20 protein-coding genes and 1 tRNA gene are annotated in these 16,707 nt (G+C 32.1%); 1 reads left to right on the forward strand and 20 read right to left on the reverse strand.

The window, feature by feature from the left end; genetic code table 11:
* Positions 1–241 precede the first annotated feature (241 nt).
* The 9 genes from H8707_RS11445 to H8707_RS11485 all read right to left on the reverse strand — a co-directional run bounded on the left by H8707_RS11445 (position 242) and on the right by H8707_RS11485 (position 8,328).
* On the reverse strand, positions 242–1,297 hold the full coding sequence (locus H8707_RS11445) for a hypothetical protein (RefSeq protein WP_262430272.1): 1,056 nt from the start codon (positions 1,295–1,297) through the stop codon (positions 242–244).
* A gap of 89 nt (positions 1,298–1,386) precedes the next feature.
* Positions 1,387–1,806 (reverse strand): type VII toxin-antitoxin system HepT family RNase toxin, encoded by a 420-nt coding sequence (hepT, locus tag H8707_RS11450; protein ID WP_262430273.1) that lies wholly within the window; start codon positions 1,804–1,806, stop codon positions 1,387–1,389.
* Entirely contained in the window at positions 1,796–2,203 is a 408-nt protein-coding gene (gene mntA, locus H8707_RS11455; RefSeq protein WP_262430274.1) for a type VII toxin-antitoxin system MntA family adenylyltransferase antitoxin, read from the reverse strand. The genes hepT and mntA overlap by 11 nt, the downstream gene beginning before the upstream one ends.
* Before the next feature lie 249 nt (positions 2,204–2,452).
* A tRNA-Sec gene (locus H8707_RS11460) sits at positions 2,453–2,549 on the reverse strand.
* Positions 2,550–2,594: 45 nt separating this feature from the next.
* Entirely contained in the window at positions 2,595–3,281 is a 687-nt protein-coding gene (locus H8707_RS11465; RefSeq protein ID WP_262430275.1) for a response regulator transcription factor, read from the reverse strand.
* A gap of 21 nt (positions 3,282–3,302) precedes the next feature.
* A complete protein-coding gene (gene selB, locus H8707_RS11470; protein WP_262430276.1) occupies positions 3,303–5,204 on the reverse strand; it encodes a selenocysteine-specific translation elongation factor in 1,902 nt (633 codons plus the stop codon).
* A gap of 13 nt (positions 5,205–5,217) precedes the next feature.
* Positions 5,218–6,624 (reverse strand): L-seryl-tRNA(Sec) selenium transferase, encoded by a 1,407-nt coding sequence (gene selA, locus H8707_RS11475; protein ID WP_262430277.1) that lies wholly within the window; start codon positions 6,622–6,624, stop codon positions 5,218–5,220.
* A gap of 12 nt (positions 6,625–6,636) precedes the next feature.
* Complete coding sequence (gene selD, locus H8707_RS11480; protein WP_262430347.1) at positions 6,637–7,677, reverse strand: selenide, water dikinase SelD; 1,041 nt, start codon at positions 7,675–7,677, stop codon at positions 6,637–6,639.
* A 6-nt stretch (positions 7,678–7,683) separates the two neighbouring features.
* A complete protein-coding gene (locus H8707_RS11485) occupies positions 7,684–8,328 on the reverse strand; it encodes a helix-hairpin-helix domain-containing protein (RefSeq protein WP_262430278.1) in 645 nt (214 codons plus the stop codon).
* A 208-nt stretch (positions 8,329–8,536) separates the two neighbouring features.
* Between H8707_RS11485 and H8707_RS11490 the strand changes: the two genes are divergently transcribed.
* A complete protein-coding gene (locus H8707_RS11490; protein WP_262430279.1) occupies positions 8,537–9,802 on the forward strand; it encodes a D-alanyl-D-alanine carboxypeptidase family protein in 1,266 nt (421 codons plus the stop codon).
* Positions 9,803–9,840: 38 nt separating this feature from the next.
* Here the strand turns inward: H8707_RS11490 and H8707_RS11495 are convergent, their stop codons facing one another.
* From H8707_RS11495 to H8707_RS11545, 11 genes are all read right to left on the reverse strand, one after another.
* The gene (locus tag H8707_RS11495; RefSeq protein ID WP_262430348.1) at positions 9,841–10,215 is read right to left on the reverse strand and encodes a RidA family protein; all 375 of its coding nucleotides are present in this window, start codon (positions 10,213–10,215) and stop codon (positions 9,841–9,843) included.
* 111 nt (positions 10,216–10,326) lie between these two features.
* Positions 10,327–10,662, reverse strand: a complete 336-nt coding sequence (gene rsfS, locus H8707_RS11500; protein ID WP_262430280.1) for a ribosome silencing factor — start codon at positions 10,660–10,662, stop codon at positions 10,327–10,329.
* Positions 10,655–11,275, reverse strand: coding sequence for a bis(5'-nucleosyl)-tetraphosphatase (symmetrical) YqeK (yqeK, locus tag H8707_RS11505; RefSeq protein ID WP_262430281.1), 621 nt, complete (start codon positions 11,273–11,275; stop codon positions 10,655–10,657). Before yqeK ends, rsfS begins: the two co-directional genes overlap by 8 nt.
* A complete protein-coding gene (gene nadD, locus H8707_RS11510; RefSeq protein WP_262430282.1) occupies positions 11,220–11,849 on the reverse strand; it encodes a nicotinate-nucleotide adenylyltransferase in 630 nt (209 codons plus the stop codon). The genes yqeK and nadD overlap by 56 nt, the downstream gene beginning before the upstream one ends.
* A 53-nt stretch (positions 11,850–11,902) precedes the next feature.
* Positions 11,903–12,196, reverse strand: a complete 294-nt coding sequence (gene yhbY, locus H8707_RS11515; RefSeq protein WP_262430283.1) for a ribosome assembly RNA-binding protein YhbY — start codon at positions 12,194–12,196, stop codon at positions 11,903–11,905.
* A 14-nt stretch (positions 12,197–12,210) separates the two neighbouring features.
* Positions 12,211–13,485: a GTPase ObgE gene (gene obgE / locus H8707_RS11520; protein ID WP_262430349.1), complete on the reverse strand. Its 1,275-nt coding sequence runs from the start codon at positions 13,483–13,485 to the stop codon at positions 12,211–12,213.
* Positions 13,486–13,623: 138 nt separating this feature from the next.
* Entirely contained in the window at positions 13,624–13,914 is a 291-nt protein-coding gene (gene rpmA / locus H8707_RS11525) for a 50S ribosomal protein L27 (protein ID WP_262430284.1), read from the reverse strand.
* A complete protein-coding gene (locus H8707_RS11530) occupies positions 13,907–14,263 on the reverse strand; it encodes a ribosomal-processing cysteine protease Prp (RefSeq protein WP_262430285.1) in 357 nt (118 codons plus the stop codon). The genes rpmA and H8707_RS11530 overlap by 8 nt, the downstream gene beginning before the upstream one ends.
* 2 nt (positions 14,264–14,265) lie before the next feature.
* Positions 14,266–14,577: a 50S ribosomal protein L21 gene (gene rplU / locus H8707_RS11535; protein ID WP_262430286.1), complete on the reverse strand. Its 312-nt coding sequence runs from the start codon at positions 14,575–14,577 to the stop codon at positions 14,266–14,268.
* 114 nt (positions 14,578–14,691) lie between these two features.
* Positions 14,692–15,921: an Rne/Rng family ribonuclease gene (locus H8707_RS11540; RefSeq protein ID WP_262430287.1), complete on the reverse strand. Its 1,230-nt coding sequence runs from the start codon at positions 15,919–15,921 to the stop codon at positions 14,692–14,694.
* Positions 15,922–16,020: 99 nt separating this feature from the next.
* Positions 16,021–16,707, reverse strand: a complete 687-nt coding sequence (locus H8707_RS11545) for a TIGR03936 family radical SAM-associated protein (protein WP_316699669.1) — start codon at positions 16,705–16,707, stop codon at positions 16,021–16,023.

Raw genomic sequence — 16,707 nt, forward strand, 5'->3', positions numbered from 1 at the left:
CACATCTCTAAACATTTCCTTCATTGCATTCAGAATATCATCTGGGTTAGAAAAGCTTTGTTCCCTAACGTAATCTCTCAATAGCTCTTTTGAAACCTTTGACATAAAAATACTCCTCCTTGTAATTGGTATTTATCTATTCCAATTATTAACAAAGAAGAGTATTATTTATACAGTTTACACAAAATATTTTACAGGCTCAATGAATTAAAGGTTAGGGCATAATCCTAACCTTTTTTCTTCACTCAAATATTTCATTGATTAACCTATCTCTAACTTGATTGATGCCCTCGTAATTTATGCATTTCTTATAGATATTTTCCAATACTAAATGATTTTTAGTTGCTCCCTCCAATGCGTATATTCCTCTGTCGACTAATGAGCTAAAGAGTCTGAAATCCTCTTGGTTCAAATTCTCGTCATCAAAGAATTCATCAAAATCTATGACAGCATGTATATATTTTTTAGTTTCTATTGAAGTAGATATAATTGTATCCAATTCAATGATTATAACTGAATCCAATTTTGATGGAATCAGAGGATTGTGGTAGACCTCAATATGATAATTTCGCATCTTCGCTTCTTCTATTATCCTATTTAAAAATGTAGTCTTTCCTGTTCCTATATTGCCTTCTAAATAATATCTATATTTTTTACCATCCAGTAAAGATGGCGTATAGTCTATATAGCCTTCCGGAGTATAAGCTTCCGAGAACAAATGTCTCTCCTTAAACCCAATAAAATCATCAACTATAACTCCTTCATTGAATATTCTATCTACATAGTTTAAGGTCAATTTATTTATCCTTTCAAAATCGACATTTGATTTATTTGTGTTCTCAATTTCTTCATATATAGACTTGCTCGCTTTAAAAAAATTGAAAGCTCTTCTATACGATGATTTATTATTTCCTTTAGCCAACATGATTTCATCCTTGTATAATTGCAATTTATCCATTTCAATATATTGCCCCAAATCGATAATGTGGTCTATTAAACCCGGATATACGGGCTCAATTGCATGAGGTAAGGTTCCATCTACTATTGCTATTCGTAGCTTATCTATAACTATTCCATCTATAGAATTCGGATCTGAAGGACAATGCTGATACTCTGCTGAATAGCCATTATCCGTTGCTATTTTCCCTATCTGCTTCATCATTGATGATTTTCCGCCGCCTGGCATTCCTTTGATTATATAGAGCATATTTCGATTTATATCAATTATATTATCATGCAGAGAATAAAAACCCTCAGCAGTATTTCCACCTAAAAAGACTCTTCTTATATTTGCCATAAAATGCCTCCCTAAAAAGATTATATACTACAATTTATTCCTGCGAGGTTATTATGTGCATTAAGATAGAAAAGAAATCATGATGTGAATTAAGCAAAATTGTCATTAACAAATAAAATGAACTTCTTAATATCAACCAAATTATTATGTAAAATATTATATATAATTTCTTTGTCTATTTTAAGATATTCATGGGATAGTATATTTCTAAGACCTACCATTTTCTTGAAAGTTTTAGTTTCTTCATCATTTAAGTATTTTTCATTATTTAAAATATTGAATGCCTCCCCAAGAGTCTCAGGACTACCTAAATTATTGTCCACTACAATATGAGTTGCAATATCAACCATCATATTTATTGCTATAAACAAATTATATTCTACCACATCCTGTACAATATCGTTTTTTAGAAATTCTTCTAAGGATAATTCTTCAAATCTTTCAATTTTATTCAAGGATATTGTCAATTGGTTTAATCTGCGTTTAATAACTTCTGTATTAACCATCATTTTCAACCTCTTTCCTTAATCTTTCAATAGTTTTATTATAAGATAAATCTAGATATCTATTAATATCATTATATTCAAACAACACCTTTACCTTATAATTAGTTTCTTCTGTTTTATCTCTAGTGAATAGCAATATATTATTTCTGTAAATCTCGTATTTTAGTAAAGGAGTTGCATCATTTAAGATAACCAAATCAATCTCTCTTTTACAAGCTTCCATCAAACTAATCTTAATTTCAAAATATGTTTCCATATCAATGCTATTTTCTAAATATATCGCAATATCTATATCGCTATCTGACCTTATCTTTCCTTGAGCATATGAACCAAAAATATACGCAAAGATTATATTTTCATGCTTTATCAGTATATCTTTGCTTTTATTAATAATATCCATATCACTTCATCTCCTAATTAGATATATAACCCTTTATAATATATTATTATACCAGATAATCTATTTTAATTTTATCATTTACATCTAAATATTTTAAAAAATAGCAATACTACTTTAATTGATGAAATTAGTTCTATTTATTAGCTTTTACATTGATTAGCAAAGGAATTCCGGAATATACCACTATCATAAGTAATTTTTGAGAAATAAAATAAGACTTACAAATCTTGCAAGCCTTGAATTTACTAGTGGCGGGAGTATGTGGGAATCGAACCCACCTAGGACGCTCCTAACGCCCCACGCTGGTTTTGAAGACCAGAGGGCACACCAGCACCCATCTACCCCCTTAAACATAAATATTATTATAGCCTAGCTTTAAAGTTATTTCAATCTATTTCCCTTTAAAATAATACCCTACTCCCCATTTAGTGAGTATATATTCCGAAGACTTGGGGTCTTGTTCAATTTTTTCCCTAATCCGTCTTATATGAACATCTACAGTACGTAAATCACCATAATATTCATATCCCCAAACCTTTTCTAATAGTTCTTCCCTTGTAAATACTTTTCCGGGGCTGGATGCCAATATATAAAGCAAATCAAATTCTTTACCGGTTAAATTTATGTCTTTATCCAAACGAGTTATTTTTCTCCCTAACGAATTTATGGTAAAATCATTGATTTCGATAATGTGCTTATTCCCTTCTATTACTTTGTTCACTCTTCTTAAGATTGCCTTGATTCTAGCTTTTAATTCCAAGATATTGAAAGGTTTTACTAAATAGTCATCAGCTCCATATTCTAGCGCTAAAATCTTTTTTATATCTTCATCGTTTTCCGTTAGAAAAATTATAGGTACACTGGAAACATTTCGGATATTCTGACATATGGTAAGACCGCTCATATCAGGCATTTCTAGTTCCAATAACACCATTTCATATGATTTTTTATTTATTTTGTCTACTGCATTCTTACCGGATGTCACAATTTCCGTTTCGTAATTGTCTTGTTCCAAGCTATATTTTAGACCTTTTACAAAAGCTTTATCTGCATCTACAATTAAAATTTTCTCCCCCATTATATCACCTCTATAGCTTATTTACACTAGTACCCTTTTTTCTCCCTCTCGTTTAGTTACCTTCAACTGATCAAAGTATTCTAAAAGCCCTAATGCAATCTTTCTGTTTGTATTGATTAAGTCCCTAAATTCTCCTATTGTTATGCTGTCATTCTTAGAAATATAATCCTTCAAAATATCCAATGCTCTATAGTAATTTTCCATGCTTAGACATATATCCTTTGATAACCTTATGATCTCTTGATTGTTTATCATAGCATTAAAAACTTCATCAAATTCCTCAGTTTTCACATCTAATTGTTTAGCTAAATCATCATTTTTAACAGGTAAGTAGTCTCTATAATTATTTAAGATTTCTTCTCTTATTTTATTTTGTTCCTCAGTAAATATAGGCTTAAATCCTTTTAGTCTAATTAAATCCAATTCTTGCTCTATGATTCCTTCTTCTTTCAATTTGTCCATAATCAAATCGGAGAGTTTAATCTTGCAATTCCCAAGGTATTTGCTTCTTACCTCTTCCTTGGGCATTCCTGTACGTAAGGGGTATCGAGAATGGAATTTATCCAACTCATTAATTATACTTTTTTTAATTTTATTAAAAAAATCAATATGAATCGGATATTCATCCTTCACCAAATTGAATACTAAAACACTCCCCTCGCTTTTAAGGCTTTCAATATATTTAGTTAAATCATCTTCCTTAAATCCGGTTTCTATTAAGACCTCTTTAAGGGTTGGAAAATCCTTGCTCTTATTTTTTATTACTTCTTCTAAAATATGTTTTGAATCCCCAGATTCCAATATCTTTAACTCTTCTATTGAAACATTGTCAAATCTTTTCTTTTTATCCGGATTTGGATCAAGCACTTCGCCTCCTCCTATGGTAAACATAGGAGAATAAAATCTCAATATAAATCTATCTCCTCTTTTAGCCACGATCTTTTCTTCCAAATGCAATTGGGCATATGCTTCTTCATTTGGATTAAGTACATCTCTATCCAATAGAATCATCCGACATAATACCTCTTTTGTTCCAATATATAATTTAAGTCTTATTCTATTGTAAATTTCTTTATCTATAGATTTTAAGAGCTTGACTTTTACATCAAGCATCATAGTATCTTTCATAGAATTAACAAAAGCTATTACAGAGCCTCTATTCACATCATCTTTTTTTACTCCTGCCAAGTTGATAGCGACCCTCTGACCTGCATAGGCTATATCAGAGTCCTTGTCATGTACTTGAAGATTTCTTATCCTTCCGTAATTATCTTCCGGATAGATTTGAACTTCATCTCCAATTTTAAATTTCCCGGATAGTAAAGTGCCGGTCACCACGGTTCCAAATCCAGATATGGAAAATACTCTATCTACGGGAAGCCTTGGCATATCGTCTACTTCTCTATCGTCTATTTCTAAGGAAATTTCGTTTATAAGTGCTATAACATCCTCAACTCCGTCTCCTTTTGTTGATGATGCTCTGACTATAGGGGAGCCCTTAAGAAATGTGTCTTCAACCTCAGTTTTGATGTCCTCTTCAACTAATTGGATCCACTCTTCATCTACTAAATCCGTTTTTGTAAGTACAACAAAGCCCTTTTTAATTCCCAGTAAATTGAGAATTGCAAGATGTTCTAACGTTTGAGGCATAATACCTTCATCTGCAGCTATAACTAATAGGACTATATCTATGCCAATTACCCCAGCCAGCATATTTTTGATAAATTTTTCATGACCGGGAACATCTATGATTCCGGCTCTTTGTCCATTTGGCAAGTCGAAATAGGTAAACCCCAATTCTATAGATATGCCACGTGCTTTTTCTTCTTTTAACCTATCGGTGTTCCGTCCTGTTATTGCTTTTATCAAGGTGGTTTTACCATGATCTATATGCCCAGCTGTCCCAATGATTATATGTTTCATAAAAATACACTCCCTAAAAATCTAATGCAAATTCAATACCTGCAACAATTACCGGAATTTCTTGATCTTTGATTGTCCTTAAATCAAAATAAATGCTATCCTTATATACCCTTGCAATAATTGGAGTATAAAATTTTCTTAAATTATCTTCAAAGCGCTGAATACTCATATTATCCACTCTTAAAACCAAGCATTTGGTAGGTATTTTCTCTAAAGGCAAAGAACCTCCTCCAACTTCTGAAAAATCATCCTTTATCTCATATCTAATATTTTTATTGTCGATATTTTCATTTATCAGTTTTTCTAATCTAAAAGCTTTTTCATCTATCTTCTCTATCGATGCAGTTAACATATTTAGAGTAGGTATCTCTCTTATTGCCAAATTTTCATCATAATAATATCTTAATGTTGCTTCCAATGCTGCAATTACAAATTTGTCAACCCTAAGTGCCCTGGTTAAGGGGTTCTTTTTCATATCATCAATATATTTCCTTTTTCCCACAATAATCCCGGCTTGAGGTCCGCCCAATAGCTTATCTCCGCTAAATGAAACTACATCTACTCCTTTTTTGATAGAATCCTGAACTGTAGGCTCATACTCCAGTCCATATTTTGATAAATCAATAAGAACTCCGCTTCCCAAGTCTTCTATTAGAGGGATATTATATTTTTCTTTTAATAAAAAAAGTTCAGAAGAATCAACAGAAGACGTAAACCCTAAAATTTTATAATTGGATGTATGAACTTTCAACAAAGCAGCCGTATTTTCATTTATTGCTCTTTCATAATCATAAATATGAGTTTTATTTGTAGTTCCTACTGATACCAAGGTTGCTGAGCTTTGTTCCATTACATCGGGTATTCTAAATGATCCGCCTATCTCTATTAACTCACCTCGAGAGACTATAACTTCCCTATTTTTAGCAATGGTATTTAATATAAGCATAACAGCTGCCGCATTATTGTTTACAACCATTGCAGCTTCACTGCCTATAATATCTGCAATAATTTCTTCTAAATGCTTATATCTGGATCCTCTAACTCCTGAATCTAAATCCAACTCAAGGTTTGAATAATTCGAAGCAACCTCTGTGATATTACCGATTACAGCTTCATTGATAGGTGATCTGCCCAAATTCGTATGGATAATTACTCCTGATGCATTTATAACCTTTTTTAACTTAAAACTATGATCCTTTTTTACTCTTTCTTTAATTTTGTCGGCTAAATTGTCTATAAAATATATAACTTCTTCCTCTGACGCATCATCTTTGATTTTATTTCTTAAAGTATTTACTTCTTCTCTTATTGCATTGAGTACAATTTTCCTTGGAAATATTTCTAACAGCCTCTTAATCTCTTCTTTGCCCAAGATTTCATCTACTTTAGGTATCAATGTAAATAAGTTGTTTTTTTCCATATAGCTCATCCTTTATTCAACTATCAAATAATAGCCGGCATTTTCGCATACTTCCCCAATTATACCATATTGAGTTGGAGAATTTTCAAGCGCTTTTAACAGACTGGAAACTCTATCCTTTCTTACGGATATTAACAATCCTCCGGAAGTTTGCGGATCATACATTATATCCTCTAAATACTTTGGAATATTGTCTTTAAAATAAACCCTATCTTTAATATAATTTTTATTTGAGTAAGCTCCGGCAGGTATCAAGCCCATATTAGCATATTCAATACTTCCTTCAATAACAGGTATATCTTTTGAATTAATCTTTATAGTCACATTGCTCCCCATTGCCATTTCAAGTGCATGACCCAATAATCCAAAGCCTGTTATATCCGTTACACTGTTCACTCCACCTGTCTTATCTATAGCTTTCTTACCATATTTATTTAGAGTTGTCATTACTTCCACAGCTTCATCATATGTTTTTTTATCTGCTATTTCTCCTTTTATAGCAGTATTAATAATCCCTATCCCTAAAGGTTTTGTAAGTACCAATACATCCCCTATTTTTGCGTTGCTATTTGTAAGAATGTTGTCCGGGTGGATAAAGCCTGTAACGGATAACCCATATTTAGGTTCATCATCAGAAACACTGTGACCTCCAACCAATATAGCACCTGATTCCGTTACCTTGTCATTGCCTCCCCGTAAAATTTCGCCTAAAATATCTGGAGATAGGCAATTTGGAAAACATACTATATTTAATGCTAATCTGGGTTCTCCTCCCATAGCATAAATATCGCTCAATGAATTTGCTGCTGCTATCTGCCCAAAGGTATATGGATCATCGACTACCGGAGTAAAAAAATCCAAAGTCTGAATCAAGCTTAAACTGTCATTTATCCTATAAACAGCAGCATCATCAGAGGTATCTAATCCTACTATAAGGTTTTTATCATTTATTTTTGGTAAGTGGCACAAGACCTGTGCCAATATATCGGGACCGATTTTTGCTGCTCACCCTGAGCTCTTTGTATATTGAGTTAATCTAATATCCACTTTTATCCCTCCCTACTTAACGGTAATAAAATCTTTCAACCCTTCAAATTTTTTATCCCCTATACCGGAAACATTTTTTAAATCATCGATTGTTTTAAAGGAATCGGATTTTCTATATTCAACAATCCTTCCTGCTATGACTTGACCTATTCCCGGCAAACTTTCAAGTTCGGAGATGCTGCATGTATTTATATTTATTTTATTTGAAGTATTATCATTTGAAGATGGCATTTCTGTAGAAGCAATTAATTCAGATTTATTTATTTCTTCGCCGATTTTAGGTATATATATTTTTTCTTCATCTTCCAATTTTTTAGCTAAATTTATTCTATCTAGGTCTGCTTCCTTCTTTAATCCGCCTGCTAACTCTACGGCATCTACAACCCTATCACCTGAGAACAATTTGATTAACCCAGGATTATATACCTCGCCGCTTATATGTACCATTATAATCTGATTATCTTCCTCTTTTTCTGTTTCTTCTTCTATTTCACCGGGATCTTCAATATCACCTTCATCTATTATATCATTAATTAAGCCAATATTTTTATTTTGTTTTAAAAGATTGCCATCTATAAAGTGAAAACCCAATAATGAGATTATAAACAAAACTACTACAAGTATAGCTATTTGTTCTTTTTTTGTAAAGGAATCCATGCAAATACCCCCATAATATTTTATTAATAATTTTTCTACTTACGTATTTTTACATAATAAATAAATATACCTCTTAGTATATATTCGAGTATATACTCGACAAATTTAACTGGTTTCCTCTATTTTAACAAATATTATTTAAAAGTTTAAAATTTAAGGCTTTTCTGATATAATTATTATATTATACTTTAAAAGGAGGGTGGTATATTTGAGAAGGGCTAGTTTTCTCTTAATTATTGCTATTTTGTTATGTACATACGGTGTCTGCTATGGTGAAAGCTTAAATATAACCGGAGAAGCTGCAATATTAATTGATTATGATACCAAAGCAATACTTTATGAAAAAAACATGAATGAACAACTTTATCCAGCAAGTACCACAAAGATGATAACAGCTATTTTAGCAATTGAACGAGGCAATTTGGATGATATAATAACTATTGATCAAGAAGTCGTAAGTTTAACAAAAGGCAGCCATATAGCATTAGAACCCGGAGAAAAGTTGACTTTAAGAGAATTATTGTATGCATTGCTTGTACAATCGGCAAATGATTCAGCTTTTGCAATCGGCAAGTATGTATCAGGATCCATAAATGGCTTTGTCAATCTCATGAATGAAAAGGCAAAAGAAATAGGAGCTATAAATACTAATTTTGTAAACCCAAACGGTCTTCACGTGGATGATCATGTATCAACTGCATATGATTTAGCTATGATTGCGCAATATGCAATGCAAAATGATATATTTAGAGAATATGTAAATACTGTGTCACATACTATAGAACCTACAAATATTAAAACTGAAGCCAGATATCTAAAAAGTACAAATAAGTTATTGTATAGCAATGAATTGATTAATTTGGATGGGAAAAATGTACCAATAAAATATAAAAATGCTTCGGGAGTTAAAACCGGATATACTAGTCAGGCTCAAAATTGCTTAGTATCCTATGTAGAAGAAAATAATCAAAGACTTATTGCAGTAGTCTTAAAATCCAGCGGAAATGATGTTTATTCAGATACTCATAGATTACTGGACTATGGATTTAATAATTTCCGCAATACCCCTATAGGATATGTAAACGAGTTTGTTGATAACGTAAAGATATCAAAAGGGTTACAGCCGGTTGTTGCAGGAATCCTTGATAAATCCTTTGTATATCCCCTCTTAAATGGAAATATAGAGAATGTTGAAAGAAAAATAGTTTATAATGATGATTTAGTTGCCCCCATTAAAAAAGGTGATGTTTTAGGGAAAGTTGAATACTTTATAGATGGGCAATCTATTGGTGAAAGCAATATAATCTCTACCATGGATGTGGCATTGGATCCTATGACAAAGACGCTTAATAAGATTTTAGATAAATGGTATTTATTTGTCTTTGCAATTATTATAATCTCTAGAATTCTTGTTTTAAAAAGTAAAAAAAGAAAAAGGAGACATAGAAGAAGATCTTATGCTCCATACGTCTAAAAAAACAACTTGGTTAAATGACCAAGTTGCTTTTTAGTTTATATTATTGCCATGGCTTCAATCTCAATATCTCCGCCTTTTGGCAATTTAGATACTTCTACTAAACTTCTTGCAGGTTTATGTTCGGAAAAATATTCTGCATAGACATCATTTATCAGTGGAAAATTATTCATATCAGCAACAAAAACAGTAACCTTAACAACATCATTTAAAGTAGCCCCTGCTTCTTCTAGAATAGCCTTAACATTCTCCAAGCTCTGGCGTGTTGCCCCCTTTATATCGCCTTTAAGTAATTCTCCGGTTTCTGGTACTATCGGAAGTTGACCGGAGGTATATATTATATGCCCTCTCTTGATACCTTGTGAATATGGTCCTATAGCCTCAGGTGCCTTTTTAGTTGAAATTAATTCCATTGTCATTTATGCCTCCCTATTTATCTATTATTTATTTGTAAACTACACATTGTAATTGTAATTGTTCTTCACTCTTCATTATGTTTTCAATTGTGCATTGTAAATTGAACATTAGTTGTCTATGCGTGTCCAAAGTCTTTCTAAATTATAAAAATCCCTTTCATCTTTGTGGAATACATGAACTATAATATCATTATAATCAATTAGAATCCATCTACCGCTATGATATCCTTCCATATTGGACATTTTATCATACCCTGCTAAAAACATCTGACTTTCAATTTCATCAGCTATAGCCATAACCTGCGTAGATGAATTACCACTTGCAATAACAAAGTACTCGGCTATGGGAGTCAAATGCGAAACATCTAATACCTTCACATCAAAACCCTTCTTATCATCTATTGCCTTTGTTATTACCGAAAGTTTCTTATCGCTTTCACTCATTAAAATTATCATCTCCCTCTATTTTTTCTTGTATCATATAATTTCTTGCTTTTATCGTATTTAAGTGAATAAGACTTTTTTGATCTATTAAATACTCTATTGTATTATCAATAGCCAATAAAATACTCCCATCCAAGTCATCAAAGGCTAGACTTCTCACTTTTTCGACTCCGGGAAAGTCTCTGCCAGGCTCAATATAATCAGAGATATATATGATCTTATCTAATAACGTCATATTCTCTCTCCCTGTAGTATGAAATTTGATGGCATCTAAAATTTCTCTATCTTTTATATTATATTCTTTTTCGGCTATTATCGCTCCCAACGGTCCATGAATGAGCTCATAATTGTATTTCAATACATCATCTAAAATTATATCAAAGTCATTTGCTAAATTCAATAAATAAGTTTTGTCAGGAAACTTTGCACAATCATGCAACAGTCCGGCTAATTTAGCTTTTTCTATATCACAATTATATTTTTTAGCTAATCTTACCGAGGTTTCCATAACTCTAAGCGAATGGTTATATCTTTTTTCACCGATTTCTTGTAACAGCTTATGTCTTATAAATGTCTCTATAATGATCCTCCCCTTTGTATAAATGGTTCTCATAGATATATTTTTCAACTTTTCCCGGAACTAGGTATTTAATTGACATTTGATTCTTTATTCTATCCCTTATTAAAGTAGAGGATATCTCTACTAAAGGTCCTCTTATATAATAGAAACTCGAATTATATTTGTTTTTAAGTTCATCTATTCTGCCTATAATAGATTTTTCCGAATTTTCTTTTCTACCATATACAAGAAAATTTGTTTTAGTAACCAGAGATTCAAAATCTTTCCATGAAGTTAAATCCAATAAAGAATCAGATCCTATGATAAAATACAATTCATTATCAGGATATATATTTTTGATTTCTTCTATGGTATCCACTGTATAACTCTTGCCAACCCTATTTAGTTCAATTTGAGATATGTCAAAATACGGATTTGAATTTATTGCTAATTTTACCATAGCCATCCTATGACTACCTTCAGCAATATCATTATCCTTATGAGGTGGTAATCCACTTGGGATAAATATCACCTTATCCAAAGGAAACATTACCCTGATAAATTCGCTAATTATCAGATGCCCCATATGTATGGGATTAAAAGTGCCACCCATTAAGCCAATTTTCATAGATTTTCCTCCTAAATTATAACTTCAGAGAAAAAGCTCTGAAGTTATAAATATTATCTAGGCAATTCGATTTTTTTATTTTCAATAGATTCCCTATATAAAGTAAATTTTCTACCTATGCTCTGTACAAATTCCGCATTTAACTCATCTGTTAGCTTATTTACTACTTCCATTATGTCCAAATTACAATTCTTCAAGACATTTATTTTAACCAACTCACGTGCTTCAAATGCCTCATCAACTTGTCTCACAAAATTTTCAGTTAATCCATTTTTACCCAATTGAAAAATTGGTTCTATATTGTTGGCAAGCCCTCTTAAATAACTTCTTTGTTTTCCTGTTAACAAAATATACCCTCCATTTACTCAAAAAATTCAAATTCATACCCACAAATAAAAACCGACTCTCCTTCATCTATATCAAGTTCTTTTAGCTTATCAATAACACCTTTTTTTCTTAAATTGTCCTGAAAAAATCTAAGCGAATCTACATCATCGAAATACGTAGAATATATTAGCCTTTCTATGAAACTACCTTCAACGATGTATTTATCATTTTCTTTTCTTACAATTATTGAATCTTCTGTTTCTTTTATTGCTTCCTCTTGATATTCTTCATCAAAAGTTTCATAATCGATTTCTATAGTTTGCAATAGATTCCAAATTCCATACTTTAACTCATCAATACCCTCATTTGTAACCGCTGACAATGGATATACCTTTATACCTTGAGGTTCAAACTCTTGTTTTATTTTTGCTATATTTTCTTCGCCCTCCATTATATCCATTTTGTTAGCCACAATTATTTGGGGTTTATCCTTGAGTTTTTCATTATAGTTAAATAATTCTTCATTGATAGCATAGAAGTCCTCAATAGGATCCCTTCCTTCGCTTCCGGAGGCGTCTAATACGTGAACCAATACTCTGGTCCTCTCTATATGTTTTAAGAAATCATGCCCCAACCCCGCGCCTTCTGAAGCACCTTCAATAAGCCCGGGAATATCTGCTATAACAAAGCTCTTCTCTTCACCAATAAAAACTACTCCTAAATTAGGTTTCAGAGTGGTAAAATGATAATTTGCAATTTTAGGTCTAGCAGCAGAAAAAATTGAAAGAATAGTTGATTTCCCAACGTTTGGGAAGCCAATCAATCCAACATCTGCAAGTAGTTTAAGTTCCAACACAATATTTCTTTCTTCGCCCTTAGTTCCGGCTTCGGAAAATCCGGGCGCTTGTCTTGTAGCTGTCGCAAATCTTGCATTTCCTCTTCCGCCCCTTCCGCCTCTTGCGATCACATATTTCTGCCCATTTTCTTTTAAATCAACTATAACTTTACCGGATTCTTCATCCTTAACCAAAGTACCTACGGGTACCTTTAAAATAATATCCTCCCCATCTTTCCCAAATTGCTTTTTACTTCTGCCGTTTTCACCATTGCCGCCGTTATATAAACGTTTGTAACGAAAATCCATAAGAGTGCGTATACCTTCATCCGCCTTTAAGATAATCGAACCTCCTCTACCCCCATCTCCTCCATAGGGACCTCCTGAAGGCTCATATTTTTCACGTCTCCAAGCTACTACTCCGTCTCCGCCCTTTCCGCCTTTTACAAAGATCCTTGCTACATCTATGAACATCATCATCATTCCTTTTAAATACTTTAATTTTATTATACCCACTTATCCCTTACTGTCAATGTTTATTAATTGCGGGCAGACAGGGTTGCCTTGACCCTACCAAATGAAAAAAAGCTTACCAATATGGTAAGCTAATCTCTATGCTAATTCTTCTCTTGGATAAACACTAACTTGTTTTCTATCTTTACCTTTTCTTTCAAACTTAACAACGCCATCCACAATTGCAAATAAGGTATCATCTCCACCTCTGCCTACATTGTTTCCCGGATGAATCTTGGTGCCTCTTTGTCTAACAAGAATATTGCCTGCTAAAACAAATTGGCCGTCACCTTTTTTTACTCCTAACCTTTTGGACTCACTGTCTCTACCGTTCCTAGAGCTACCTACTCCTTTTTTAGAAGCAAATAATTGCAAATTTAATTTAATCATCACTAACACCTCCCCTATATTTTAGAATAATATATTTAGGGTAACTTTCTATCAAAAGTTTTATTCCAACTAAAAATGTATTCAACACTATTTGTGTATCTTTCAATAAAGATTCGTCCAGAATATCCGGTAATCTCACATCCATATATCCTGTATCCTCATCTATTTTATATAAGATTTGATCTTCATCTATATTACATACATCCATAAGAGATTTTAATGCTGTATATCCTAAAATAGATACGGCAGCACACACTATATCATCCCCATAGGGTTTAAAGTTTGCATGTCCTGATATAGTAAATCCTTTTATTAAATAAGAATCCTTATAAATTTTTACTTTAATCATAATTATCCGATTATTTTTTCAATCTTTACTTTAGTAAATGGTTGACGATGTCCTTGTTTCTTTCTGTAATTTTTCTTTGCTTTGTATTTAAATACTACAATTTTTTTAGCTTTTCCCTGTTTCATTACAGTACCTTCAACTTTTACACCTTCAACATATGGTTTACCGGCATTTATATTGCCTTCATCTGAAAGGACTAAAACCTTATCAAAATTAACAACATCGCCTTCGTTAGCATCTAGTTTTTCTACGAAAACTACATCGCCTTCTTGTACTCTATATTGTTTACCACCTGTTTCGATAACTGCGTACACTAATCGCACCTCCTCTAACATAAGTCTCGCCAATGTTAGGTGCAAAATCTGCTTCAAACCCACACTGAGCGGCTCCACCAAGATAGTTTACCATAGAGCTTAACATATTGTCAACTAAATATTTGTAATCCTGCCCCGTCCGTTACAATGAGGACATACAATTGAAGTTTTTCTATCCAATGTCGGCCTTATTTTTTTTCTGGTTATTTCTACTAAGAAAAGCTTCGTAACATCTATTATATGAGGCTTATTTCTATCTTTATTGAATTCTTCACTCATCTTTGATAGCACATGAGATATATGTTCATTAATCTTCATGTCTATAAAATCCACAATAATTATGCCGCCAATATCCCTTAATCGAATTTGCCTAGCAATCTCTACTGCAGCTTCTAAGTTCGTTTTCAACACCGTATCATCTAAAGTATGGCTGCCTATAAATTTCCCCGTATTTACATCTATAGCTGTTAGAGCTTCAGTTTCATCAATTACGATGTAGCCTCCGCTTTTGAGATTAACCCTTCTTTCCAATGCTTCCTTAATATCCATTTGTATATTGGTATTATTATCTATAGAAAAATTTTTATTAAGAATTATCTTTCCCTTTAATCCATAGGAAAAACTCTCTTCGTAGGAAATTATTCTATTATATACGTCTTTATCATTTACTATTATTTCAAAATTTCTATCATTAAAAGTATCTCTTACAATCTGATAAGCTAAATCAAGCTCCTTATATATAAGCTTTGGAGTCGGTAAGAATGTCCTCTCTTTCTCTATTTTTCTGTATATAGACAGCAAACTATTGTATTCGCCGGAAAGTATGTCTTCTCCGATATTTTCTGCATTAGTTCTAAATATCATTCCAATATTACTCTCTTTAATTTCATTACCGATGTTTTTTAATCTATTTATCTCTTCTCCATCTGTTATTTTCCTTGAAACATTTATATTCTGCGAATGTGGTGTAAGAACTATAAACTTTCCCGGAATGCTTATATGTGTAGTAATCTTAGGACCTTTTGTACCTAAAGACTCTTTAACCACTTGAACGATTACATCTTCTCCGCCTTTTAATACATCAGATATCGCATATTTCCCTTTATCATATAATTGCTCTTTACTCAAACTGTCTTTAAGATATAGAAAAGCATTTTTCTCTTCACCAATATCAACAAAAGCAGCCTCCATACCATTTAAGACATTCAAGACCTTTCCCCTGTATACATTGCCGACTATTGATTCCTTTTCAACTTCTTCAGTATAGAATTCTACCAATCTATTACCTTCAATTATTCCAATTCTATTTATTCCTTCCTTTGAATCAATAAAAATATAATTCATCACCAAATCCCCCAATTTGAACAAATTAATTGAATTATTGTGAAAAAACGTAGCCTCCACTATCTTTTCAATTGTGAACTGTGAATTGTAAATTGCACACTACATCGGACTGTAGAGCTTTCCATTTTCTTCAGCAAATAAATTCAACCTTTTTATATAAACTAAATCCATATCTATATCTAATTTTAAATCCCTATTCATTGCCCCTATAAAGTCCATTGGCTTTAAATTGCCTTTCTCTCCAACTTTAAACAATGCATTGATAACAAGGAAATTATGATCATCAAAACCTTTAACAACAACATTCCCTATCAATGGTTTTATATTTTCATCTACCAAAATCTTATTTTTACCCTTTTTCCTGTATCTAGTTATTAGGATTTCATCATTTTTTAGCCATTCCCTTGTAATATTTTCAATATTTTCTATCTCCGTTTCTTTAGAAATCAGAAGTTTTATTTCATAAAAAGCATAGCTGATTAATTTAGTAACTGATTCATCTCCATCTACATATTTTGCCTTTACAATTTGTATATCCTTAGGTAAACTGTAATTCATTTTATCAATAAAATCTTCAATCGAGATTTCTTCTGCCAGATCTATTTCCATAAATTCCCCTTCACTTTCAATTCCTAAAGATAGAGGGTGAGCAATTGAGAACTTAGGATGAGGATTGAAACCCTCTGAGTATTTAATCGGTATTTGGCTTCTATTAAAACACCTCTGGAACAGTCTCATTAAATCCAAATGTGACAAATATCTTAAATAGTTCTTTTTTGTAAACAT

The organism is Paratissierella segnis (assembly GCF_014385195.1).
GTDB classification, from domain to species: Bacteria; Bacillota; Clostridia; order Tissierellales; family Tissierellaceae; genus Paratissierella; species Paratissierella segnis.